20 protein-coding genes are annotated in these 24,763 nt (G+C 38.6%); 13 read left to right on the forward strand and 7 right to left on the reverse strand.

The window, feature by feature from the left end; translation table 11 throughout:
- Positions 1-314: 314 nt before the first annotated feature.
- The 3 genes from AC6CH7_RS00005 (at position 315) to AC6CH7_RS00015 (ending at position 4,372) form a co-directional block, all read left to right on the forward strand.
- On the forward strand, positions 315-1,175 hold the full coding sequence (locus tag AC6CH7_RS00005) for a sigma-70 family RNA polymerase sigma factor (protein WP_498260713.1): 861 nt from the start codon (positions 315-317) through the stop codon (positions 1,173-1,175).
- A 6-nt stretch (positions 1,176-1,181) separates the two neighbouring features.
- Positions 1,182-2,135: an NAD-dependent epimerase/dehydratase family protein gene (locus tag AC6CH7_RS00010; protein WP_498260714.1), complete on the forward strand. Its 954-nt coding sequence runs from the start codon at positions 1,182-1,184 to the stop codon at positions 2,133-2,135.
- A 332-nt stretch (positions 2,136-2,467) separates the two neighbouring features.
- Positions 2,468-4,372, forward strand: a complete 1,905-nt coding sequence (locus AC6CH7_RS00015) for a hybrid sensor histidine kinase/response regulator (protein ID WP_498260715.1) — start codon at positions 2,468-2,470, stop codon at positions 4,370-4,372.
- Here the strand turns inward: AC6CH7_RS00015 and AC6CH7_RS00020 are convergent, their stop codons facing one another.
- Positions 4,373-4,900, reverse strand: coding sequence for an N-acetyltransferase (locus tag AC6CH7_RS00020; RefSeq protein ID WP_498260716.1), 528 nt, complete (start codon positions 4,898-4,900; stop codon positions 4,373-4,375).
- 86 nt (positions 4,901-4,986) lie between these two features.
- Positions 4,987-6,393 (reverse strand): aminotransferase-like domain-containing protein, encoded by a 1,407-nt coding sequence (locus AC6CH7_RS00025; RefSeq protein WP_498260717.1) that lies wholly within the window; start codon positions 6,391-6,393, stop codon positions 4,987-4,989.
- Between the two features lie 54 nt (positions 6,394-6,447).
- Between AC6CH7_RS00025 and AC6CH7_RS00030 the strand changes: the two genes are divergently transcribed.
- The 3 genes from AC6CH7_RS00030 (at position 6,448) to AC6CH7_RS00040 (ending at position 10,391) form a co-directional block, all read left to right on the forward strand.
- Positions 6,448-7,383, forward strand: coding sequence for an NADP-dependent oxidoreductase (locus tag AC6CH7_RS00030; RefSeq protein WP_498260718.1), 936 nt, complete (start codon positions 6,448-6,450; stop codon positions 7,381-7,383).
- Positions 7,384-7,503: 120 nt separating this feature from the next.
- Complete coding sequence (locus AC6CH7_RS00035) at positions 7,504-8,721, forward strand: peroxiredoxin family protein (RefSeq protein WP_498260719.1); 1,218 nt, start codon at positions 7,504-7,506, stop codon at positions 8,719-8,721.
- Positions 8,722-8,780: 59 nt separating this feature from the next.
- Positions 8,781-10,391: an alpha-L-fucosidase gene (locus AC6CH7_RS00040; RefSeq protein WP_498260720.1), complete on the forward strand. Its 1,611-nt coding sequence runs from the start codon at positions 8,781-8,783 to the stop codon at positions 10,389-10,391.
- Here the strand turns inward: AC6CH7_RS00040 and AC6CH7_RS00045 are convergent, their stop codons facing one another.
- On the reverse strand, positions 10,392-11,087 hold the full coding sequence (locus tag AC6CH7_RS00045) for a FadR/GntR family transcriptional regulator (protein WP_498260721.1): 696 nt from the start codon (positions 11,085-11,087) through the stop codon (positions 10,392-10,394). It lies immediately after the preceding gene.
- Complete coding sequence (locus tag AC6CH7_RS00050) at positions 11,087-12,616, reverse strand: glycoside hydrolase family 43 protein (RefSeq protein ID WP_498260722.1); 1,530 nt, start codon at positions 12,614-12,616, stop codon at positions 11,087-11,089. Before AC6CH7_RS00050 ends, AC6CH7_RS00045 begins: the two co-directional genes overlap by 1 nt.
- A gap of 74 nt (positions 12,617-12,690) precedes the next feature.
- Between AC6CH7_RS00050 and AC6CH7_RS00055 the strand changes: the two genes are divergently transcribed.
- Positions 12,691-12,930 carry a hypothetical protein gene (locus AC6CH7_RS00055; RefSeq protein WP_498260723.1) on the forward strand — a complete coding sequence of 80 codons (240 nt, stop codon included), beginning with the start codon at positions 12,691-12,693 and terminating at the stop codon, positions 12,928-12,930.
- A gap of 114 nt (positions 12,931-13,044) precedes the next feature.
- Here AC6CH7_RS00055 and AC6CH7_RS00060 read toward each other — a convergent pair whose 3' ends face one another.
- Positions 13,045-15,339, reverse strand: coding sequence for a TonB-dependent siderophore receptor (locus tag AC6CH7_RS00060; protein ID WP_498260724.1), 2,295 nt, complete (start codon positions 15,337-15,339; stop codon positions 13,045-13,047).
- A gap of 565 nt (positions 15,340-15,904) precedes the next feature.
- Here AC6CH7_RS00060 and AC6CH7_RS00065 point away from each other — a divergent pair.
- Positions 15,905-16,909, forward strand: coding sequence for an LLM class flavin-dependent oxidoreductase (locus AC6CH7_RS00065; protein WP_498260725.1), 1,005 nt, complete (start codon positions 15,905-15,907; stop codon positions 16,907-16,909).
- Between the two features lie 105 nt (positions 16,910-17,014).
- Positions 17,015-19,420 (forward strand): TonB-dependent receptor, encoded by a 2,406-nt coding sequence (locus AC6CH7_RS00070; protein ID WP_498260726.1) that lies wholly within the window; start codon positions 17,015-17,017, stop codon positions 19,418-19,420.
- Positions 19,421-19,520: 100 nt separating this feature from the next.
- Here the strand turns inward: AC6CH7_RS00070 and AC6CH7_RS00075 are convergent, their stop codons facing one another.
- Positions 19,521-21,053 (reverse strand): ABC transporter substrate-binding protein, encoded by a 1,533-nt coding sequence (locus tag AC6CH7_RS00075; protein WP_498260727.1) that lies wholly within the window; start codon positions 21,051-21,053, stop codon positions 19,521-19,523.
- 144 nt (positions 21,054-21,197) lie between these two features.
- Between AC6CH7_RS00075 and AC6CH7_RS00080 the strand changes: the two genes are divergently transcribed.
- Positions 21,198-21,656: a hypothetical protein gene (locus tag AC6CH7_RS00080; protein WP_498260728.1), complete on the forward strand. Its 459-nt coding sequence runs from the start codon at positions 21,198-21,200 to the stop codon at positions 21,654-21,656.
- Here the strand turns inward: AC6CH7_RS00080 and AC6CH7_RS00085 are convergent.
- Positions 21,643-22,164 (reverse strand): NADPH-dependent FMN reductase, encoded by a 522-nt coding sequence (locus tag AC6CH7_RS00085; protein ID WP_498260729.1) that lies wholly within the window; start codon positions 22,162-22,164, stop codon positions 21,643-21,645. The two genes, AC6CH7_RS00080 and AC6CH7_RS00085, sit on opposite strands and share 14 nt — an antisense overlap.
- A 181-nt stretch (positions 22,165-22,345) precedes the next feature.
- Between AC6CH7_RS00085 and AC6CH7_RS00090 the strand changes: the two genes are divergently transcribed.
- Genes AC6CH7_RS00090 through AC6CH7_RS00100 form a run of 3 tightly spaced genes read left to right on the forward strand, consistent with a single transcriptional unit; the run spans position 22,346 to position 24,731 of the window.
- On the forward strand, positions 22,346-23,149 hold the full coding sequence (locus AC6CH7_RS00090; RefSeq protein ID WP_048906375.1) for a ParA family protein: 804 nt from the start codon (positions 22,346-22,348) through the stop codon (positions 23,147-23,149).
- A gap of 11 nt (positions 23,150-23,160) precedes the next feature.
- Entirely contained in the window at positions 23,161-24,081 is a 921-nt protein-coding gene (locus AC6CH7_RS00095) for a ParB/RepB/Spo0J family partition protein (RefSeq protein ID WP_498260730.1), read from the forward strand.
- On the forward strand, positions 24,081-24,731 hold the full coding sequence (locus AC6CH7_RS00100; RefSeq protein WP_498260731.1) for a DUF5683 domain-containing protein: 651 nt from the start codon (positions 24,081-24,083) through the stop codon (positions 24,729-24,731). The genes AC6CH7_RS00095 and AC6CH7_RS00100 overlap by 1 nt, the downstream gene beginning before the upstream one ends.
- Positions 24,732-24,763 lie beyond the last annotated feature (32 nt).

Consider the following 24,763-nt stretch of genomic DNA (forward strand, 5'->3'; position numbering starts at 1 on the left):
GATATGTATAGTTGTACTGTACATTATTGATGTCTAAAGCCCAATCCATCACAAAGTGTGGTTGGGTAGTTTACATAACCACGACAGCTTTATATACGTTTAGATGTGATGCAAATAAAGAACATTCAGCTCATATTAACAAATGGTAGACAACAAAATTTGGAGATTACTTACAGTTTTTTTTAAGAGCAAAATTTAATTCTGATGAGGAGGGCGCGTTATGAATAATTTGCGGATTAATCGGATATCCAAGGTTATAACAAATCAACTTTAGAACTTTAGCCCATGCAACCGCAGGCTGCAATGTGCTAAGCATGAGAGAAATCAAGATAGAAAAATCCTTTACCAAACGAGACCATGATTCCCTTCGCAGGTATCTGAATGATATCGCAGGATATCCATTGTTAAGTGCGGAAGAGGAAGTAATGCTGGCTCGTAAGATTCAGGTAGGAGACCTTTCTGCATTGCAAAGGCTTGTAAATTCGAATCTTCGATTTGTTGTCTCGGTAGCAAAAAAATACGAAGGACAGGGCCTGCCTCTTGCCGATCTTATTTCTGAAGGAAATGCGGGTTTGGTGAAAGCTGCAGAACGCTTTGATGAAAGCAGGGGATTTAAATTTATTTCTTTTGCGGTTTGGTGGATCCGCCAGTCAATGATGATGGCCATTGGGACTTACAAGCGGATGATCAGGCTTCCTATGAACCAGGTTAACGACATACAGGAACTGTGGCGGTCGGAAATGGAGATGGAGCAGAAACTAGAACGGTTGCCTACTGATGAGGAACTCTCTGAATATACCGGAATAGCGCTTGATAAATTAAAAGCCTATCAGTACAGCCCGGGCCATGCAGTTTCCCTGGATACTGCGGGTGATGATGAAGAGAAACCGGGTTTGATGGTGTTTCTTGAAGATACTTCAATAGAAGCGCCTGATACGGTACTACAATCTCAGGATTTAAAATACAGCCTTAGGAAATTGTTAAATCAACTACCTGACAGACAACGCCGAATCATCCAACTCAGTTTTGGACTACAAGGTAACGAAGCAATGCACCTGGAAGACATTGCTGATCTTTTTGATCTGAGCAAAGAAAGTGTTAGAAAGATCAAGTATCAGGCCTTGCATAACCTTGGCAAGGAGGAAGGGGCAAAGCGCCTCAGACAATATTTATAAATAAACATGAAACAGAAAGAATATATACTAATCATTGGAGCACTTGGACAAATTGGAAGAGAGCTAACCGATGAACTACGAGAGAGATACGGAAAGGAAAATGTATTAGCTGCGGACATCAGACCTAAAGATGATGTTTCTTTTGAGAAACAGCCTTATATGCAATTAAATGTAATGGATAAGGAGGCACTTGAAAGTCTTATAGCTGAACACAAATTTACTCAGATCTATCATTTGGCGGCAATGCTTTCCGCAAGCGGAGAGCGTAATCCTCAGGCAGCATGGGAATTGAATATGAATAGCTTATTAAGTATCCTCGACTTATCTGTTAAATATAAGGTGGGAAGAGTTTTCTGGCCGAGCAGTATAGCTGTATTTGGACCTGATTCTGCGAAGCAAAATTGCCCTCAGCAAGGTGTTACTGAGCCAAGTACAATTTACGGAATCAGTAAGGCAGCAGGAGAGTATTGGTGTAAGTATTATTTTGAAAAACATGGACTTGATGTGCGTAGTGTGCGCTATCCTGGTCTTATTAGTTATACAGGTGCGCCGGGAGGTGGAACAACTGATTATGCTGTAGATATTTTTCACAGCGCAGTTAAAGGCGAAAAGTATACCTGCTTTTTGAAAGAAGATACGGCTTTGCCAATGATGTATATGCATGATGCCATACGTGCAACATTGGAGCTTATGGATGCTCCATCGGAGTCTTTATCTGTACGTACCGCTTATAACCTGAGTGCTTTGAGCTTTACCCCGAAAGAAATTTATGATGAAATAGCTAAAGAGGTGCCAGGGTTTGAGATCACATATGCTCCTGATTTTCGCCAACAGATTGCTGACAGCTGGCCTCAAAGCATTGACGACAGTGTGGCAAGCAAAGATTGGGGCTGGAAACCTGCATATGATTTGCAAAAAATGGTGAAAGATATGCTTAGTAACATTGAAGTATATCCATAAGAAAATACAATTAGAAGTAATTGGTAAATTTAGGTTCAAAAGCAGGCAGTATTCGGATGGAGCGCCTGCTTTTTTTTTAATGTTAAATTGTTAATTTGTTTATAACATTTATTACAAAGATTGGGATAAGATTCGTTAAATTAGATTATAAAATAATTCAAGTCTGTTTTGACAAAAAAGTCCTGTGAGTGGGTGATCCGCGAAGGGCAGGCACAGCATAAGTACAAGGTACAAAAGCCAGCTTTTTAAAGCCGGCTTTTGTGTGTATAGAACTTTGGCGGGCAAATTGCAATAGCGTATAATAAAAAACTGTTATTTGCTGGCCGCCGACAATGCAAGAATCAATAGAAGAAAAGATTTATCTTTTTCAAATGTTACTCGACAACGTACCTGTTGTCATCTTCAGAATAAATAAAGACGGCATATTTACGCGCTCAGTAGGGCTGGGATTAAAGCTGTTTGGAGTTAAAGACAATGAGTCTGTAGGGAAAAATATTTTTGAGTTATACCCGGCCGTAGGTACACGAATGCGTCGTGCACTGGCGGGTGAATCGCTTAAATTTATCACTGACATGGAAATTAAAGGGAGAGTAATACTCCTTGATGTTACGCTTCGCCCGGATCCATTTGATTTGGGCGGTGTTATTGGTTCCATTTTAGACATCTCTCAGCAAAACGATGTAGAGCAGGAGCTAAGAAAGGCTAAGATAAAATTAGGGCAGACAGTTGAGTTGCTAAATACCGGAGAAGAAATAAGTAAGACGGGCGGTTGGGAGTACGATATAGAAGCAGATCTGGTTTACAGAACAAAAAACATGAAGTTGTTGCTGGGGATTAATGAGGAAACAACTTCCCTAAATGATGCTGCAATTTTGTATGAAGATAATGGTGCAGAGTTAATTAGGGAGGGAATGAAAAATGCCATTGAAAATCAGTTGCCATATAATATTGAACTTATACCTAAGGGTACGCAGAAATGCTTTAGGAGCATCGGTATTCCAATAGTTGAGAATGGTAAAACAATAAGAGTTGTTGGAGCTGTAACAGATATCACAGAAATAAAACAGGCAGAACAAGAGCTGCTAAAGGCAAAACAGGTAGCCGAAAATGCCGCCCTGGCAAAACAACAGTTCCTCTCTAATATGAATCATGAGATAAGAACGCCTATGAATGCGGTAATAGGGATGACCAATTTGTTATTGCAGGAAAACCCCAAGCCCGATCAGATAGATAGTTTAAAAATTTTAAAGTTCTCTAGTGAGAATCTTTTGGACCTGATAAATGATGTGCTGGATTATAGTAAAATAGAATCCGGAAAAATTTTATTTGAGCAGATTGATTTTAACTTAATAGAGCTGGTAAATAATGTTAAAGAAACTCATTGCTTGGCAGCAAAAGAAAAGGGACTAAAGTTTAAAGTAAAGGTAGATTCAGATTTGCCGACAATGATAATTGGTGATCCAACAAGGCTAACCCAGATATTGAACAACCTGGTAAGCAATGCCATTAAATTTACAAGTTCGGGTTCGGTTATTATTGATTTATCGTTGAACAGGGCAGTGGGTAATTTGGTTGATATCGATTTTGCTGTAACAGATACTGGGATTGGTATTGAGGCAGATAAGAAAGATTATATTTTCGAGAGTTTTACTCAGGCAAGTACTGATACAACCAGAGTTTTTGGCGGAACAGGTTTAGGGCTTGCAATAACAAAAAAGATAGTAGAGTTGCTCAAAGGAAGTATTTCCGTTAAGAGCACGGTTGGCATGGGGGCTAGTTTTTTATTTAACCTGCAGTTTAAGAAAAGTAAAAAGAAGGCGGGTGATACTTATATTCCTAAAGCAGTTCCTGATTTTTCAAGCCTTGCCGGGTATAAGATACTTTTGGTTGAGGATAATGAGATAAATGTAATTGTTGCGTGCAAGTTTATGCAAAAATGGGGGCTTCATATAGATTGCGCAGGAAATGGTGCTGAAGCAGTTGAGAAGGTAATTGACAACCATTATGACCTTGTATTGATGGATTTGGAAATGCCAAAAATGGATGGGTATGAGGCTACCAAAGTAATAAGATCTATTGGTGATGATAAATTTAAACAGCTTCCAATAATTGCTTTAACTGCATCTCTACTGACAGAAATTAACAAACAAATTTTGGAAGCTGGCATTGATGATTACGTAGCGAAGCCTTTTAGTCCTACAGAATTACACGCTAAAATTAGACAATACCTACATTGATCAAGCATTCTGTTGTTCTTTTATGAGGTAAACAGATGGAATGGGTAATTCATCCATTTCAGTTCTCTGGTCTTGTATTTTAAATCCGTTGTTCTCAAAGTAGTTTAACAGCGGGTTATTTTCATATTCGTTAAGCCAGATTGCCTGGTAGGATTTACTAATGCCAATACATTTTTCGAACATAGATTCAATGCAGCCAGAGCTGGCATATTTTAGAAGCACACCAAAATCAGCTATTCTAATTGCTTTCTTGTTGTCAATAGAAACTGGTCTCTTGCCATTTGTTGTCAGGCGTGTATAGCCTGCAGCTTCGTTGTTGATGTATACAACCAGCCATTGATTAGACATGCTGTTTATCTCATCAATCAAAGTTTCTCCATTAAAATTAAGGGCAATGTATTTTTCTAAAGTGGAATGCGTTAAAGTTGCTGAGAATTTTTCGCGCGCTATATCTTTGGTAAGATTTATTAATGTATCTATGCCTTGTTCATTTGCTATTGTGAATTTAGTAATGATCTTATGGTCCATCGTTTTTTTATTTAATAAGCGCTAAAGGTAGCGGGAATGATAAAAAACGAATGGTACACATTGTGAAAGAATGGGTAGTACAGATGCTATCTGAACATTTGGCCTACCTGTTTTAAGGCTTCGATTCGTTTAGGAGAAAGTTGGTCGGCAAATACGATTCGGAAAAACCTGTTATACGTGTTGGAAAATGAAAAGGTGTGCCCAGGTGTAAATCTTATTCCAATGCGTTCACATTCATTGTAAAATGAGTTGATGTCAATTCTATCGGATAGCTTGGCCCATATGTTATATCCTCCGGCGGGGGGTAAAAATATGGTGTCTGCTGGATAGCTGGTTGATAATATGTTTAAAGAATGGTAAGCATTTTTAGCTAACTGCATCCTGAACTTGCGGATATGTCGGTCGTAACTTCCCGTTTGGATGAGCTTATTTACCGTTTCCTGATATATCGGAGAGACAGTGCTGCCTAAAGAGAACTTGACTTGTTCTGCTTGTTGGAAGAATTTACCTGTAGAGAGCCAACCTAATCGGATGCCTGGAGATAGTGTTTTGGAGTAAGACGAGTAAGTCATAACCATGCCACTCTGGTCAAAGCTTTTAATTGTGCTGGGTCTGTATCCGCTAAAGTTTAAATCTCCATAAATATCATTTTCTATGATAGCAATATTGTAATGTTGTGCAATTTGAAGTAATTCCTTTTTTTGTACATCTGTTAATAAAATGCCTGTTGGATTTTGGAAATTTGGGGTAACCAGAATAGCTTTAATCGGATTGTCTGAGCATGCTTTTTTAAGATAATCTATGTCGAATCCTGTATGACTGTCTATAGGGATTTCTATTACTCTTAACTTCAAAACCCTAATCACTTCCAATACTGAGAATACACACGGGCTTTCTATAACTATAATATCGCCTGCTGCGCAAACAGACACAAGCGCAATGTATAATGCTTGTAAGGCTCCATCGGTTATGATCAATTCAGCCGGATTAATTGCCGTTTGATAGGTAGCTGCTCTGATAGAAATATGTTCTCTTAATGATAGAGATCCGTTTGAGGGGTAGTACTTTAATAAGCCAACACCTTGCGTTCTGATGACTTGTTGCATGGTACGCAAAAGCAATTTTTGGGGTATGATGAGGCTTCCGGGTGCAGCAACATTGAATTCGGAAAGTTTGGAGCCCGGGTTTATGGACGTAATGAGATTTAGATTGTTTTCAAATACAGCATCTCTTGCTACAGGTGTGTTTTTAGTTTGTTTGGATTGTTTGGGCTGGGTTAATTTATTGCTCACATAGTATCCGGATTTAGGAATACTTTGTACAAGACCTTTAATAATTAAATGTTCGTAACCATTCTGAATGGTACTTGTACTGGTTTTGTACTGTTCTTTAAGCTCACGTATTGAAGGAAGCTTATGTCCGGGTTTAAAAGTTCCTTCAATGATATTACGTTCGATCGTTGAAGTAAACTCCTCAAATTTATATGATTTCATGGGAACTCAAACCTACTCAATTTTTGTAATTTGCAATATAAATTGGTTCAGCGAATGAAAAGTATCATATTAAAGGATTTTGGTAGTGTAGATAATTTAGTTTATACCGACTTGCCAATACCATCAATAAATGATGGAGAAGTGCTTATACAGGTAAAGGCCATTAGTATAAATCCGGTTGATGTTAAAACACGTGTGGGCAAAGGACGAGCAGCAAAGCTAAAAGATGAGAATCCTATTATTCTTGGCTGGGATGTTTCGGGAGTTGTTAGTTCATCTAAATCTGACTTGTTTAAAGCAGGTGATGAGGTATTTGGAATGATAAATTTCCCTGGACATGGGAAGGCTTATGCCGGGTATGCAGCCGCCCCTGCAAGTCATCTTGCTTTAAAACCCGCTAATGTGCCCCACGAAGAAGCTGCGGCTGCTACTTTAGCTGCCTTAACTGCATGGCAAGCGCTTGTTGATCATGCAAAAATAAAGAAAGGTGACCGGGTTTTAATTCATGCAGCCGCGGGTGGGGTAGGACACTATGCTGTGCAAATTGCAAAACATAGTGGAGCTTATATAATTGGTACTTCATCTGCGGGTAAAAGGGATTTTGTTTTAGGTTTAGGGGCTGATGAACATATCGATTATACAAGCCAGGCTTTTGAAGATGCTACCGGTAATATTGATTTTGTACTTGATGCAATTGGAGGCGAGAACATTGACAACTCTTTAAAAGTAATGAGAAAGGGAGGAACAATCATTAGTATTCCATCTGGGAAAAATGATGCTGTAGCTGAGAAAGCTACAGCACAGGGTATGATTGGTTATCCGATTATGGTACAATCTGACGGCGAGGAGATGGAAAAAATTGCGGCTTTACTGGAAAATGGTGCCATCAGATCGCATGTGTCGCAGGTATTTGAGTTTGACCAGATGAAGGCAGCGCACCGATCGCTTGAAACGGGAAAAACTCAGGGAAAGATAATTGTACGGGTTTAATACCCTAGTCTTTTTGTCGTATTTTCGGCCATAGAACTGTTTTTTACTTTCGTATGAAATATTTTTACACGCGTCAGGAGCGATTGCGCTACCTTTGTATAGACTAAGAGTACAAAAAATATGGTAAGATACGCATTTTTGGCTGTTTTAATGGCCTTTTCTCTATTTTGCAATGCGCAGATTAATTTGCAGCAAGGAAAATGGAAAGCAGCATTGCATCGGGCAGATGGAAAGGAGATACCTTTTGAGCTTGGAATTCAAAAGCAAGGTAACACTACAATTTGTTATGTGGTAAATGATACTGAACAGCTTAAAACAGAAATAACACAGATCTCTAAAGATTCGCTTTTAATAAAAATGCCGGTATTCGAGTCTTCGTTTAGGGTTAAAATTATCAATAAAGACAGTTTAAATGGTGTATGGATAAAGGGAGGGTCAGTTAAAGATCTAGTTATGCCGTTCTCTGCCACTTCAAAAGCCAGTCGTTTTCCAAAGGGAAGTGCCGGTAATGTATCTGTGAAAGGAAAATGGAAGATTGAGTTTACCAGGGCTGATCAGTCTGAACGATTGGCAATTGGTGAGTTTACGCAAAATGGCCAGAAAGTGGGCGGTTCAGTGCTAACTCCTTCTGGTGACTATCGTTATCTTGATGGCAAGATCATCGGTGACTCTTTAATGATCTCAACTTTTGATGGTATACATGCACTTGTTTTCTCTGCTAAAATTAAGGGAGATAGCATTAACGGCTCACTTTATAGTGGTGCTACATCATTCGAAAAATGGACTGCTGTAAAAGACTCGAATGTTAAATTGGAAGCTCCGGTTACTGCGCTTAAAGAAGGAGAAAGTGGTCGCCTGGATTTTAGTTTTAAAGACCTGGAAGGTAATGTGGTATCTATAAATGATAAACGATTTAAGGATAAAGTGGTTGTCTTGCAGTTAATGGGTTCTTGGTGCCCTAACTGTATGGACGAAATGGCGTTTTTAAGCGACTATTACCGCAAGAATAAAAACCGTGGTGTTGAGGTAATTGCATTAGCTTATGAATTAAGTACGGATGAGGCAAGGTCAAGAAAAAGCCTGCAAAAGTTTCAGCAACAATTTAAGGTTGAATACCCAATGCTAATTACTGGTGTTACCGCCGGCGATCCGGAAAAGACTGAAAAGACTTTGCCTCAGTTAACTGCAATTAAGGTGTTCCCTACTAGTATCATATTAGATAAAAAAGGAGTGGTAAATCATATCAATACTTCATTTTATGGCCCTGGAACCGGCGAGTATTTTGTGCAGTATAAAAAGGAATTTGAAGAGGTTATGAATTCTTTGCTGAATAAATAAGGCATATTATTTTTTGACAAAATCACTTAACGTTTTGACAAAAAATTATACTATTGATAATGAAAATCAAGCTTTCTTTGAAGTTGATCATTATTCAATTTAATCAGGTTATGGAGAAGAGATATTATTTTAACAGGCGAAACTGGATCCTGTTGATAGGGCTTGAGTTGGCTATTTGTGTGGGCTTATCAAACAGTAGTTCTGCTCAGATCTTTACCAATAAAAACCATGTTACAATTAATCCGGGAGATACTGAAAAGGACATTGTAAAAAAAGCTGCTAATGTAGTGCCTGCCGCCCGGCAATTAAGGTGGCAGCAATTAGAGTTAACTGCTTTTATACACTTCGGGATAAATACCTTTACCAATAAGGAATGGGGTGATGGATCTGAAGACCCTAAAATATTTAATCCGAAAGATCTAGATGCACGGCAGTGGGTAAAGGTTTGTAAGGAAGCTGGTTTTAAGCAAATTATTTTAACAGCAAAACACCATGATGGTTTTTGTTTGTGGCCAAGTAAATACACAGAACATTCTGTGAAAAATAGTCCCTGGAAAGAAGGGAAAGGAGATATTGTAAAGGAAACCGCTGATGCATGTAAGGAATTCGGTATCGGATTTGGAATTTATCTTTCTCCATGGGATCGCAATTCGAAATATTTTGGCAGCATGGAATACAATAACTATTTCATTAACCAGCTTACTGAATTGTTAACTCAATATGGCCAGATAGATGAAGTTTGGTTTGATGGGGCGAATGGCGAGGGACCTTCCGGTAAAAAACAGGTTTATGAATATAACAGATGGTATGAGTTGATTCGTAAACTGCAACCCAAGGCTACTATTGCTGTTTCAGGACCGGATGTAAGATGGGTTGGAACGGAAAGTGGCTATGGCAGAGAGACGGAATGGAGCGTTGTGCCTGGCGATGAACTTAAGACTGAAAAAATAGCTGAAAATTCGCAGCAGAAAGTTGAATTTGCACCAAAAGATATGATGGCAAATGACTTGGGCAGCAGGTCAAAAATTGCAAAAGCAAAAAGCCTGGTGTGGTATCCGGCAGAGATCGATGTTTCTATCCGCCCGGGATGGTTTTATCATCCTGCCGAAGATAAGGATGTTAAATCTCCGGAGAAGTTAATGGATATCTATTATAGTTCGGTTGGAAGGAATGGCGTATTGCTGTTGAACATACCTCCGGATACCAGGGGCTTGATTAGTGATAGTGATATTAAGTCGTTGCAGGGTTTTAAGAAACAAAAGGAAAATACATTTGCGGTAAACCTGTTAGCAGGTGCAGTGGTTAAGGGTAGCCGTGTAAAAAAAGTAAATGTATTGTTTGATGGTAAAGATAATACAGCCTGGGCAACTAAGCCGGGTGACAGTACGGTTGTTATTGATTTTAAATTATCAAAATCAAAGGAGTTTGATTTGTTGCTATTACAGGAGAATTTGGTCGTAGGGCAGAGGGTAGAAAGTTTTGTTTTGGAATACAAAGATGGAAGTGAATGGAAGGAAGCTACAAAAGGCACTACCATCGGCTATAAACGCTTATTGCGTTTTACACCTGTTACGGCCTCGGAAGTAAGATTAAGAATTATCTCATCGAGGTTAAATCCCGTTATTGCTGAAATAGGGCTATACAAGCAGGAAACTGGCGAAGCAAAATAATTAAGATAATCTTAGAAAATGGTTTTCAAGATGATTGCGCATTGCATTTCTGAACAATTCAGGGGAGCCATTTTCCAGGATATCAATTAGCCCTTTGTGTGAAACGAACTTTCCATAGGTAGTTGGTTTCTTGAGCATGCCGCTGTTGTTTACGTAATCAAATATTGGGAGTAACATTTTCTGAAATTTCTTCATGGTTTTGTTTCCCGTTATTTCATAAAGTTTTGAATGAAAGGCGATTTCATGATCAATTTCAAAAAGATAATCTTTAGCCATTGCTGGCTCATTCTCAACAATGGTTTTTAACTCCTTGATGTCTTTTGGGGTGATATTTCGAAATAAGAAGTCGGCCATTCCAATTTCAAGTGTTAATCTTATTTCAAAAATTTCTTTTAAAGTTTCTTCATCCAGAATATGCGGGTTCATACTTTTGCTGAGTATGCCAAAAAGATCAGGGCTTGTAATTACGGTGCCTTTTTTCTTTTTAGTTTCGATTAAGCCCATCATTCTTAATCGTAATAAAGCTTCTCTCACCACAGTTCTACTTACACCCAGAGAAGAGCAAAGCTCTAACTCAGTAGGAATGCTATCTCCAATTTTAAGTTGTTTCGCCTGAAGAAGCTCAACAAGTTTTGTCTCCACGCGATCTACCAGAGAGCTTGTATCAATTTTCCTGAGAGAATTAAGTAAGTCCATTATTTGTCTAAATAGTTAAGTTCAAATGATGAGAATTCGGCATCCTCTGTAGAGGCTCCCTTAAAATTTAGGCCCGGCCGCGGACTTCTGTCCCATTGGGGAAGAAAATCTATTGAATATGCTTTATCACCTGCAGATAATTCTTTCCAGTCTGCAGACTGTTGTCTCCAGTAAACACGACATGTGAGGTCAGCTTTCACCAGCATTTTTAATTGAACAGGAGTGCTAGGATTGTCAATTGTAGCTGTATTTAAAACAGCGTCTTTATTATCCTTTACCATCCAGAACCGGACTTTATTGGCTACTATTCCGACACCTGCTGCGGCATTTGCGTCTCCATAAATTACCAGACCTTTTAAAGCGTTGTTGCTACTGACAACGGTTGTTGTCATTTCGTAGTTCAAATGAGATGGACGAATGGTTAGCGCAATGCCAGCGTTGTTTTCTTTTTTAATGACGCCTGATAAATGAAGGATTCCTTTTTGCTGTGCAAATTTAGGAGTGGAGTTTCTGAAATCCCACTGCCAATCTACAGATGGAGTTTGTGTAGAGAAATTAGCCTTGAAACTATTGGCTGACGGTTTATTTGGTGCCGATGATAGTTCTTTAAATTCAGGCCACTCATTTTTCCCGGACCAGATCAGTTCTGCAAGCATACCCTGGCGTCCAGTGAAAACACTGCTGGCTTTATTGTAAGCATGGTAAATGTAGTAGAATTTCCCATCAGGGCTGTTTACAAAAGTACCATGTCCGGAGCATTTCCACCATTCATTTTCATATAACAGAGGGTTTTTTGGATGATCTTCATAAGGTCCCTGAAAGGTTTTAGACCTGGCAACTCTAACGTTATAATCGCATTTGCTGCCACAGCAATTTCCAACAGAGTAGAACATATAATAATAATCGTCCTTTTTAAGGATGCTTTGTCCTTCAAGGCCAGCACCCTTCTCGTCTTTCATCATAGTAAAGGCATCACCGGTTAAAGATAAGCCGTCGTTGGCCAGTTTACTGCCAAGTATTTCTATTGGTCTGCCGTCTAAGCCATAAGCTTTCCAGGTTATGTATAGTTGCCCTTTGTCGTTAAATACGAATGCATCTATCGCTTCTTTACCATACTCAATAATGATTCCATGGTCTTTGAAATCCCTATCCGGATATTTGGAAGTGGCCACCCCGATGCAGGAAATGCCGTCTTTTTTACGTCGTGCGGTATAATATATAAAATAGGTTTTGTTGTGGTAGTAATATTCAGGGGCCCAAAAGGAAGCATTTGCCCACTCTGGGGCTTGTTTGAATACATAGCCTGTTTGTTTCCAGGTTTTTAGATCGATGGATTTAAAAATTGGAAAGTGCGGAGCCCATTCTGAGGAAGTCCCGATGGAATAATATTCGTTTCCTTTCCCGATGATTGAGGGGTCGGCAAAATCTCCTGGAATAACCGCTGTTATTTCCTGGGCAAATAAAGGCTGTGATGTTGCTGTAAATTGGGTTACAGCGAAAAAAAGCAGGCATTTAAAAAGTAATCTCATAACCTGCAAGATAGAATTTTACCTTAATTTTTTAACGGTTTATTATACGTACCTTGTGGGTTAATTGAAAAATCATGGAAATTAAGGAGTTAACCGAATCATTAGGGGTGGCAAAGACGCGTTTGGCAGATCAACAGCGTAACTTAAAACAAGTTCAAAATCTTGTTGGTGATCTAGAGAAGGAAACTCAGACATTTGAAATAAAACTTGAAATATCTGATCTGAATAAGGATGTTAATAGCCAAGCGACTTTAATTGCAGAAAGAGAAAAAGAGATATCTGATCTTGAAGCAAGTATTGCGCTTCTAAAGTAAATCGAACTAATTTTATATTCACAGATGGGTTGGCGGCTAATTAATGCGCCAAAAAAAGTAATTCGGGGGACACTGCCCCCCGAATTGTCTAAAATATAAATAAACTTTCAACGCTTAAAATCTGAAAGAAAAGTTAGCTACAAAGTTTCTGGTAAATTGCGGGTTTCCTACGAAATCCCAATATTCTACATTCGTGATGTTGTTTAATTTAAAACCGAATTTCCATTTTTCTTTTTGATAAGAGATAGCCGCATTAATAACATGATATGCTGGAATGGTATACGTGTTGCTGGAATTAAGATACGAATCGCCAATATAATTTCCCCCAAAACCCAGTCCAATACCTTTAATACTTTCAAAAGGCAGACGATAGTTAAGCCAATAGTTAACGATATGTTTGGGTGCCTGTGTTGCGAGCTTACCTTCGTATGCATCAGCCTTAGTATATTTATTTTCATTAAATCCGTATCCGGCTACAATGTTCAGGCCGGTTAGGGGGTTAGCAGTAAGTTCTACTTCTACTCCCTTGCTTACCTGTTTGCCATCCTGAAAACTATATAACGCATCATCCGTACGCAAAGCATTGTCAATACCAATATGATAATAACTGATACTTCCACCCAGTACACCTCCCGGTAATTCAGCTTTTAAACCGCCTTCCAATTGGTTGGCAAAAACTGGTTTAGGTTTAAACAGACTGCCGTCAGGCTGTTCAAGAGGACCCTGGTTTTGAAAACCATTCATAAAGTTCCCAAATAAAGATACTTTATCTTTCACCAGCTGATACACAACTCCTAACTTGGGTGAAAGTGATGGCTGAACAAAACCTCCTTCGTAGGTTTGTTTAAAACGATCAAAACGTAAGCTTAACATCGTCGACAAACGGTCCGTCCAGTTGATTACATCAGAAGCATATACACCAAAAGAATTTCCTCCGTATGCATCAGTAGATGAGGCTATTGAATTATCTGCCAAAAGACCGGTAACCCTACTCAGACCCGATTTTTCAAAAGGCTGGGTAATGTCTATTTCGTCAAGCTCAAGGGCCTTATAGGTAAGTGTTTCATCATTAAATTCATAACTAGCTCCAATCAATATGTTATGATGAATTTTACCGGTATTAAAATTTCCATTAAAATTCTGCTGGATATTTGCATAAGTTCTTTCTCTTGGGCCAAAATGCCTGATACTAGTTTTGGCTGTGGATGCATTGGTCCATTCCACATAAGGCTGATAGCTGTGGTTTAAAAATTCATTTACGTGGGATACACCTGTAGTTGATGTCCAGTTTTTACTGATCTGATATTTGGCCTGTCCAAAATATTTTGAGGCCTCTGCATCGCTAAGCAGATCATTCTGAAAGAAAGCTTTTTTAAACCCAAGGGGAATGTCTTTTGCAGATTTAAAAGGCACTTGATCTCCAAAAAGTAATGTATATGCCAGGCGGTTTGCATCGCTGTTAAAATATTCAAAATCGAACAGGAATGAAAGGCGATCGCTAGCCTGGTAAGAAAGGCTGGGACTAATGGCGTACCTTTTATTTTTACCATATTCGTTTGAACTGTTTTGCTGATGCTTTACGGCATTAAACCTTAGTAATACTGTTTTCTCTTTATTTAGCGGTGTGTTCAGGTCAATAGAGGCCCTGCTTAAATCAAAGCTTCCCATGCTGTAATCTACCTCGCCTCCAAACCCTGCATAAGGTTTTTTGGTCACCAGATTTATTGCCCCACCAAAAGTGGATATCTGTGAGCCAAACAGCGTGCCTGATGGGCCTTTAATTAATTCTACCCGTTCCAGATTTGCTATTTCTGTTCCTGACCTGTAAACTGATGTTGCCATCCCATTCCTGGCATAATCGAAGTTGGTGAATCCTCTAAATAAGACTGCAAAACTTCCGGTAACGTATTCCGTTGGCGCAACGCCGGCAGCAGCTCGGAAGACTTCCTTAACGTCAGTCATCAGTTGCGCTTTCATTAACTCCTTGCCCACCACATTATATACCTGTGGATTTTCGAGATTTTTTAATGGCATCCTGGCAACATAATCTGTTTCTTTATTTGTTTGCCGGCCATTGCTATTGACGACAACCTCCCGTAATTGCCGGTTGTCTTCAATCAAAGTAAAATTAACCACGCTGGTTTCCCCAGCTGTTACTGTTATGATGCTTTTTTGTGTAAGCAGTCCGGTAAAACTAGCAGTTAACGTATAAGTGCCTGCAGGAACTTTGTTTATGGTATAATTGCCGGCTTCGTTTACTATGCTGGTCTTATTTGTTCCGCCCAGCACAACATTTACAAATTCAGCGGGTTTGCCATCAGAAGTGGTTACTGTACCCTTAATGGTGCCAGTTTGAGCAAATGCCTGTGCTGTAAGGACAGTTAAAAATAGAGTTAGAAATTTAAGCATATACATTTATATTTATTTAGACTTAATATAGATAATGCGCAAATATATAAACATTTGGATTTCTAACATGGTAAATTTCGATTTTTTAAAATTTATCTATCTCCGAGATTCCCTTAGTCCGTTTAGCTATTGATGAGCATCAAAATAGCATGGACAAGCAACAAGCAAAAGAATTAGTTGAAAGATACAACAGAGGTTTAGCAACAACTGACAAGGATATTGCCGGAGATACTACAAGGCTGGATGCATTGTGTGAATAAAGAGTAAACCCGGCCTAGAACAAGTGTGATCCAGGCAGATAAGAGGTTTAACCGACTTTACAGATAAAGAAAAGCAGAAAAAAGATCCCGGTTATGGCTAAAAAAACGCAAACACGACTCGTTAGATAAGTTTTCATGATGTTTGTAATTTAGATTTTACTTAAGCTTTATTATACACAGATACGTTGGCACCTTTTAAATAGTTGCCTGCTTTTGAAAGTTCCGTGGATTTAAAGTCATATAGTGATTCGAAAGAAGAGTTTCGCTGAAATAGGCTGTAGTTTTGCAGCCTACTTTTAAGCAACATGAAAAAATTACTGAATACCATTCCTTTTTCTGTATTAGATCTTGCAACTGTTATTGAGGGCAAGACCCCAGCCGATACCTTTAAGAAAAGTTTAGACCTTGCCCGTCATGCTGAAGATTGGGGCTATAACCGGTATTGGCTGGCCGAACATCATAATATGATTAGTGTTGCCAGTTCTGCAACATCGGTGGTAATAGGCCATATTGCCGGGGGAACTAAAAAAATAAGAGTAGGCGCAGGTGGCATAATGTTGCCGAACCACTCGCCCTTAGTCATTGCTGAACAATTTGGTACCCTTGCCTCTTTATATCCTGATAGAATAGATTTAGGATTGGGAAGAGCACCAGGCACTGATCAGGCAACGGCTGCTGCAATTAGAGGTGAGCGTATGCATGCTGCTCAGGATTTCCCGGGAGATGTACTTCGGTTGCAAGCCTATTTATCGGCGGATAACTATAGAAGTAATGTAAGGGCAATTCCCGGTGAGGGGCTTGACATTCCGATATGGATATTGGGGTCGAGTACTGATAGTGCACACCTGGCTGCTGCTCTGGGCTTACCATATGCTTTTGCAAGTCATTTCGCGCCAGCTCAGTTTCTTACCGCAATAAATATATATAGAAATAACTTTAAGCCTTCTGAGCATTTGGCTGCACCATATGTTTTAGCTTGTGTAAATGTTGTTGCTGCGGATACTGACGAGGAGGCTAATAAGCTTGCCACTTCTTTGTATCAATTGTTTAGAGGTATTGTAACCGGCAAGCGCAGACTTTTGCAAGCTCCAGTTGATAGCATGGAGGGAATATGGACAGATTATGAGGAAGAGCAGGCAGGACAAATGCTGGCTTGTACTTTTACAGGAAGCAAGGAAACTATAAAAGCGGATTTACAGCAATTTTTGGATCAGACAGAAGTTGATGAGATTATGGCTACTTCGCATATTTTTGATCATAATGCCAGATTACGTTCTTATGAATTGTTAGCCGAAGCTTTTGGCCGATAAAAAAGAGCATTTCGCCGCTTCCCGTTTGCAGATAATCAAATTTCTATTGATTGAAAGTGTAACAAAACCGATTTTGCGCAGACTAATTGAAGAAATAAAATTTTTATGAAACGAATTATACTATTATTTGCGGGAGTGGGCTTAATGCTGAATGCTAATGCGCAGTTTTCTTTAGGTGGGGCACCACAAAAACCTAAAGTGACTGGACGTATTACAGCATTGATCTTAGACTCGCTTACAAAAAAGCCTATTGACTACGCAACAGTATCATTAATAAAAACAGCTGATAATAAATCTGTAAATGGAGGGGTAACTGATGAGAAAGGTAAAGTGGTTTTACAAAACGTCGCTCCTGATCAGTATAAGCTTTCTATTGGGTTTATGGGATATAAAACAAAATCAATACCGGTTAAAACCAGTCCGGAAAAACCTGATTTAAATGCAGGCACTATCTATGTAAGCCCAACGGAAAGTAACCTTAAAGAAGTGGCAATTGTAGGAGAAAAATCTTTGATTGAGAATAAGGTTGATAAATTGGTTTATAATGCTGAGGCCGACATTACCAATGCTGGTGGAGATGCCACTGATGTAATGCGTAAAGTGCCTATGCTTTCTGTTGACATCAATGGAAATGTGCAGCTACGTGGAAGTTCAGTTCGTGTTTTGATTAATGGAAAACCTTCGGGAACAATGGCAAACAGTGTCGCTGATGCGTTGAAAATGATTCCTGCGGAGCAGATCAAAAGTGTGGAAGTAATTACAAGTCCTTCTGCAAAATACGATGCTGAAGGCTCTGGTGGGATTATCAATATCATAACCAAAAAGAAAACTGCTGAAGGTGTTAGTGGAAGTATAAATACATCGGCCGGTACACGCTCAAATAATGGTGCGTTTAATTTAAATGCTAAAACAGGCCGTTTATCGTTAACGGGTAATTTAGGTGTAAATCATGCTTATCCGCAGAATTCGAAGGTTGTTGTATTTAACAGTTCTGTTGTAGATGGGGTTACAAATACAGTTTCACAGAATGGTTTTTCCAAATGGTCAAGAGTTGGTTACAACGGGAGTGCCGGACTGGATTATGATTTTAACAGTTACCACAACATTAGTTCTACAGTTAAATTTAACAGATTCTCTAACGGAGGACCTGGAAGCTCAGATATATTGACCAATAATGTCTTTTCTCAGAATATACGAGATATGGATATGGGCTTCAATAACATGGACTGGAACGTAGATTACAGGAAAACAAGCAAAAAAGAGGGTGAAGAACTGAGCGTTTCTGCACAGCTTTCTAGAGGAAGAAACACCAGTGATTTTACAAACAGGTTTGTAAGTGAGGGTATTCCTGATTTTACTTTAATTGGAGGCAATACCGGTAAAAATAATGAGTACACGTTGCAAACTGATTATACTTATCCTTTTAGTAAAACAACCACACTTGAAACTGGGTTGAAAGGGATTTTTAGAAATATTATAAGTGACTATGATCAGAATGCTCAGGATTTTGATTACGATCAGAATGTAGGTTCTGCTTATGGGGTACTTGGTTTTAAATTGTCTAAGAAAATTACTGCCAAAGCGGGTTTAAGAGCTGAGTATACTAAAATTGATGGACTGGCTGGTAATATTTTACCGTTTAAAAACGACTATTTTAACTTGTTTCCAAGTGTAGTTTTGTCGCAAACTTTAAAAGGAATGACGACTGTCAAAGTGAGTTATAACCGCAGGATACAGAGACCAAGTTTGTTTTATCTAAATCCTTTTAGAAATGAAAGTGATATTTATAATCCGATGCAAGGTAACCCGGAATTGTCGCCAGAGTTGAGTGATAACATTGAACTGGGATATTCAACCTATATTAAAGGGTCTGTAATTAATGCCTCGGTATTTTACCGCAATACAAAAAATGTGATTGAAAGTTTTATCAGCCCAATTGTAGAAGATGGTGTAAATAAGAACTTAACATCGTATACAAACGTAGGTACCAGTCAATCTTATGGTTTTAACGTATTTGGTTCATATAACCCTAAACCAAAATGGACTTTAATGGCCAACTTTGGAATGAATACATATGATGTTAGCAATGCAAACAATAATATAAATACCGGAACTTTTGTTAATTATACTGCTTTTGCCAGATCAGCATATGCTTTGACAGGTGGTTGGAGTACTGAACTTTGGGGTGTGATTAACTCGCCAAGAAGGACATTTCAGGGAAAAACGGATGCCATGTATTTTTATGGTGGTGCGGTGAAAAAAGAGATTCTTAATAAAAAGGCAACTATTGGTTTAAATGTATTGAATCCGTTTAGCAGGGACTTGAATATTAAGACTGTAAATAATACAGCAACGTCAACACAGAATACCGATATCCATTATCCATTGCGTTCATTTGGTTTGAACTTTAGTTATAACTTCGGTAAGCTTAAGTTTACTCAAAAGAAATCTATTAAAAATGACGACTTGAAGAAAGAAGAGCAAGGCGGAATGGGCGGTGGTGTGCAATAGTAATATTGCCAATTAAAGATTCTCTAAAGCTGTAGTCATCACCTTTGGTTAACCAAAGGTGATGACGAAGGTGGCGATAGTAGGACTGACTGCCATTACCTCAATCCTTTTTAACCGTTTTAAGAATCATCAGATTTTGTGGATTCATGCTATAGCCAGTAATATTATTTTGAGTCATGATCACTGATTGATCATAATAAATGGGAACTATGTTGGCATAATCAATTACCATTTGATCCATTTTTTGATAAAGAAGATAGCGTTTCGCATTATCGCTAACATAGTAACTTTGTTCAAATAGCCTGTCAAAATCGTTATTGTAGTAAGCGGTGTAATTTGGGCCGTTAGGAACTTTGTTTTTAGAATAAAACATGGCAAGGTAATTCTCGCCATCGGGATAATCGGCTATCCAGGAACCCCTAAAAAAATTCACTTCATTTTTAGACATCAAGTCTCTTAAGCTTGCATTGGGGCTCACATCTACTTTTACTTTAATGCCGACTGCTGCCAATTCACCTTGTATAAATTCTATAAGATCTTTATAAGTGGTAGAAGTGCTGAGGGTAACTTGGGGCATTCCCTTGCCATTTGGGAAGCCGGCTTCTGCTAACAGCGCTGCAGCTTTTTCAGGTTTATAATGATACCCCTTCACTGCTGTGCTATCGAACCCCGGCATACCCTGAGGAATGAAACCTGAATTTGCGGGTATGCCTATACTGTTACGTAAATATTTAATTAGCTTGGGTTTATCAATGGCGTAATTTATGGCCTGCCTTACTTTTTTATATTTTAATGGAGAGCGTTTGGCGATGGCTATATTGGTGTCGACAAGTATGCCTACATATTCCGTGCAAAGATAGGGGCTTTTTTTAAGGTTGAATTTACCTTTATATTTTGCGGTCATTTTTCCGCTTTTTGTTAATATGTCATCACGATAACTTCCATCCACCTTATCAAAAAAGTCGAGATCCTTTTTAAGGAAATTCATGAATGCACTTTGCTTATCTGTGATGAAGGAAACCTTTACTGCATCCAGATAAGGTAATTTGGTATTGCCTATTTTTTCCCAGTAATTTTCATTTTTGAGTAATACCAGTATTTCATCTTCTTTCCAATATTTAAATTTAAAGGGCCCTGTTCCAATAGGGTGGCTTCGAAAATCTTTGCCATAGTGATCTACAATCTCTTTTGGTACAACAGAGCAATATTGAGTTGTAAGTAATTTCATAAAAGCGGGGAATGGCTTTATGAGTTTAACCTGAAAGGTACTGTCGTTTATTGCTATAAAATTGTTGATGTCTTTTACCTTGTCGCTAAATATCCAACCTCCAGATGATGCAACTTTAGGGTCTATCAGGCGGTAAAAGCTGTAAACAAAATCAGCAGCTGTGGCTTTTCTGCCTTTTCCGTTAGGAAAAATGGGGTCGTTGTGAAAATACACATCGTTGCGGAGGTTAAAGGTGTATGTTAGTCCATCTGTAGCTATTTGCCAGGTTTTTGCGATGCAGGGCATGATGTTGAGGTTGCTATCAACCTGTACCAATCCGTTAAACACCTGGTTAATCATCCATAAAGCATTTTGATTGCGGGCAAAAGCGGGATCCAGAGAGGTTAAATTCTGATCAAGGTTCATGCTGAATACTTTTTTATCCTTATTGGACGAAGAGCTATTGCATGAAAAAGCAATAAGAAGAAGGAGTACGCAAAAAATATTTATTATAATACGATGCATCAGTTTAGGAATACTAATTTTGCACAAAGTAATAAATAAATCAATATGTCTTTTTTAAATGCGGTTATAAATAGAGTTGGGGATGAACAATTACGTGAGAATTTTCAGGAACGGGTAGATATAATTCAGCATAAAATTAAGTTTATGGACAAAGTTGCAGTGGCTTGTCTTGATACTGAAAACAATCTTAGTGAGGATTTGAAAGATCTTATTGCTGAAGCCGGTGGGGTTTTGCAAGATGATGTTCACACTGCCAGAGTTGTTATTTATTATGAAAAAAGTACCAGTATGTTGCAATTAATGGGGGTGGTTCCCTCATTGTTGGATAAGGACTGGCCTTCTGTTGAGTACGATAGGGTATATCTTTGGGATGATGAGGCGGCAGTGGCAAATGAGGCAGATGTGGCAGTAAACGCATTAGAAGATCTGGCGGAAATGCTATATCCGGGATACTTTGTTTTTGGAAATGAAGGTAAAACCTGGATGAGTTTTAAAACGCAATAAATTTATTTATCTGCTGGTCAGTAAATTTAAGTGTGTCCTCTTTAAAGAAATCGCCCTGCTCATTTAATTCGGCTTTAATGGTTGCAATATGCAGCCTAAGGGGTAGCACATTTAGGTGCAGGTAACTGCATACGCCACCAAAATGATCAACACCGCGGATGTTTCCATATTTGCCTGATGATATGCCTACAAGTGCTGCTTTCTTATCATAAAAGCTTTCGGGAAAATTGCACGCATCGATAAAGACTTTTAATACTCCGGGGAAACTTCCGTTGTATTCTGGTATGATGAAAAGAAACTTAGTAGTTTGGGTTACCATTTCCTGAATAGCCTGGAATTCAGGGCTCCGTTGCCCATACAAATCGGATGCAATAAGGTTATCGGGTAAATCTTCAAGATTGAAGATGGCAGATTCTAAGCCTTTTAAAGCCAGTGTTTTCTGATAATATTTAGCGACTTTTAGCGTATTACTTTCAGGTCTGTTGGTTCCGGATATGATGGTTACCATGTATAAATTGTTAATAAGATGTTTAAAACACTTAAGGCTTTAATACTAATTTTGCCATTTAGTTTGTATCTTAGCTATTCGTTAAAATATGCCTAAATAAACACAAAAATAGCATTTTTTATAGATTTACGTCGAGTAAATACAAGCCGTTAGAGAATAATTGTAATTATTAATAAGATAGATGAGTAAAATTATTGCATTGGCAAATCAGAAAGGTGGCGTAGGGAAAACTACTTCATCAATTAACTTAGCCGCAAGTTTAGCCGTACTAGAATATAGAACATTATTAGTTGATGCTGATCCTCAGGCCAATTCTACCTCTGGTATTGGTTTTGACCCAAGAAGCATCAAAAATAGCATTTACGAGTGTATCATTAATGATATTGATGCAGTAGACGCCATTCAGAAAACAGAAACGCCTAATCTTGATCTGCTTCCTGCGCATATCGATTTGGTGGGTGCAGAGATTGAAATGATAAACCTGAACAACAGGGAATATAAGATGAAAGCTGTTCTTGAAAAAGTGAAAGACCAGTATGATTTTATTATTGTAGACTGCTCACCATCTTTAGGTTTAATTACCATTAATGCGCTTACCGCTGCTGATTCAGTAATTATCCCTGTACAATGTGAATATTTTGCACTTGAAGGGTTAGGGAAACTTTTGAACACAATTAAAATAGTTCAAAACCGTTTAAATCCTGAGTTGGAAATTGAAGGAATTCTACTAACAATGTATGATGTGCGTTTAAGGCTGTCGAATCAGGTTGTAGAAGAGGTTAAGACCCATTTCCAGGAGTTGGTTTTTGACACGATTATTCAGCGTAATACGCGTCTAAGTGAAGCCCCAAGTTATGGTATATCTGTAATTATGCATGATGCCACTTGTAAAGGGGCAATTAACTACCTGAACCTTGCCCGTGAAATTGTTCATAAAAACGGAATGGTTAAGGAAGTACAGAATACAACTACAGCAATTATTTAAAAATATTTTTAATGACATCTTTTCAGCGAAAAACAGGTTTAGGTAAAGGGTTAAGTGCGCTTTTGGATGACTCAGATGCTGTAAACCCGCCAAAGAACGGGGTGAACCCGGTAAGCGAAACAAAACAAGAGGGCGGTAACAACAACAATATTGGACATATCAATATTAAAGATGTTGAAACTAACCCATATCAGCCTCGTACTGAATTTGATCAGGTTGCTTTAAATGAGCTTTCTGAATCTATCAGGATCCAAGGTTTAATACAGCCAATTACGGTAAGGAAACAGCCTGGAGGTAAATATCAGTTGATCTCTGGAGAGAGAAGATTGCGGGCTTCTAAGTTAGCAGGCCTAACCGAAATACCTGCTTATATCCGTAGTGCCAATGATCAGCAAATGCTGGAAATGGCTCTTATTGAGAATATTCAGCGCGAAAATCTTAATGCAATTGAGATTGCACTGAGCTTTCAGCAAATGATAGATGAATGTAATCTGAAACAAGAACAATTAGGTGAAAGAGTTGGTAAAAACCGCACCACGGTAACCAATTATCTTCGCTTATTAAAATTGCCTCCGGCAATACAAGTTTCTATTAGAGATCAAAAGATTTCTATGGGGCATGCACGCGCGCTAATAAATGTTGAGCAAGCAGAAAAACAGCTTTTTATTCATGATGAAATCATTGATAAAGGGTTATCTGTGCGTAAGGTTGAAGAGCTAGTAAGAAGCATAAATAGCGTTCAGGTAAAAGCGAAATCAAGTAAGCAGCCTGTTGGTGTTTCATTTGAGTATCAAAAACTACAGAGAGATCTGGCATCTAAATTCGCCACTAAAGTTAAGCTCAAAGTCGGCGAAAATGGGAAAGGGGCTATTGAAATCCCATTTATGTCTGAGGATGACCTAAGCCGTATTCTGGAATTATTAGATTGGTAATGTACAAAAGTCTGCTGCTATCGGTTTTGTTTCTTTTTGTGACAGCGTTAGCTCGTGCCCAGGAAACTCCTGTTGTTAAAAAGGATACTCTGGTTATTCAACCAAAACCGGTGGTAGAACCCATAAAAGCTCAAAAAGTAGACACACTTAAAAAACCAGCCTACGTAAATCTTGGTAAGATTGCAGGTAGAAGGGCAGCCCTTAGTTCACTTATGGTTCCCGGACTTGGGCAAATCAGAAATGGTGTTACTGTTTATAGGCTCGCAAAGGTTGCAGGTCTTTATACAGGGATAACGCTTCTCACCATTTCATTTATAGACAATAGTAAGAATTACAAGCTTTTTTATGATGAGATTGTTGCTCGGAGATTGAATGGCGGACAGAAAACCGACGGTTTTCCGTATAACAATATGGATGAGGCCGGGTTAATTACTGCAAAAGACCTTTTCAGAAGAAATAAAGAGGTAATTATTTTCTCATACGTAGGATTGTATCTCCTGAATGTAGTTGAGGCTTATATAGATGCTCGTCTAAAATATTTTAATGTAGACGATATAGGAATGAAAATTTCTCCCGGTTTAATCAACACTGATACAATGTATGGTTTTAATAATGTAACGCCCGGGATAAAGCTTACCATCAGATTATAGTATATTTTACGCAAGTTTGAGCTCGTATATGG

Source organism: Pedobacter sp. GQ55 (assembly GCF_059758925.1).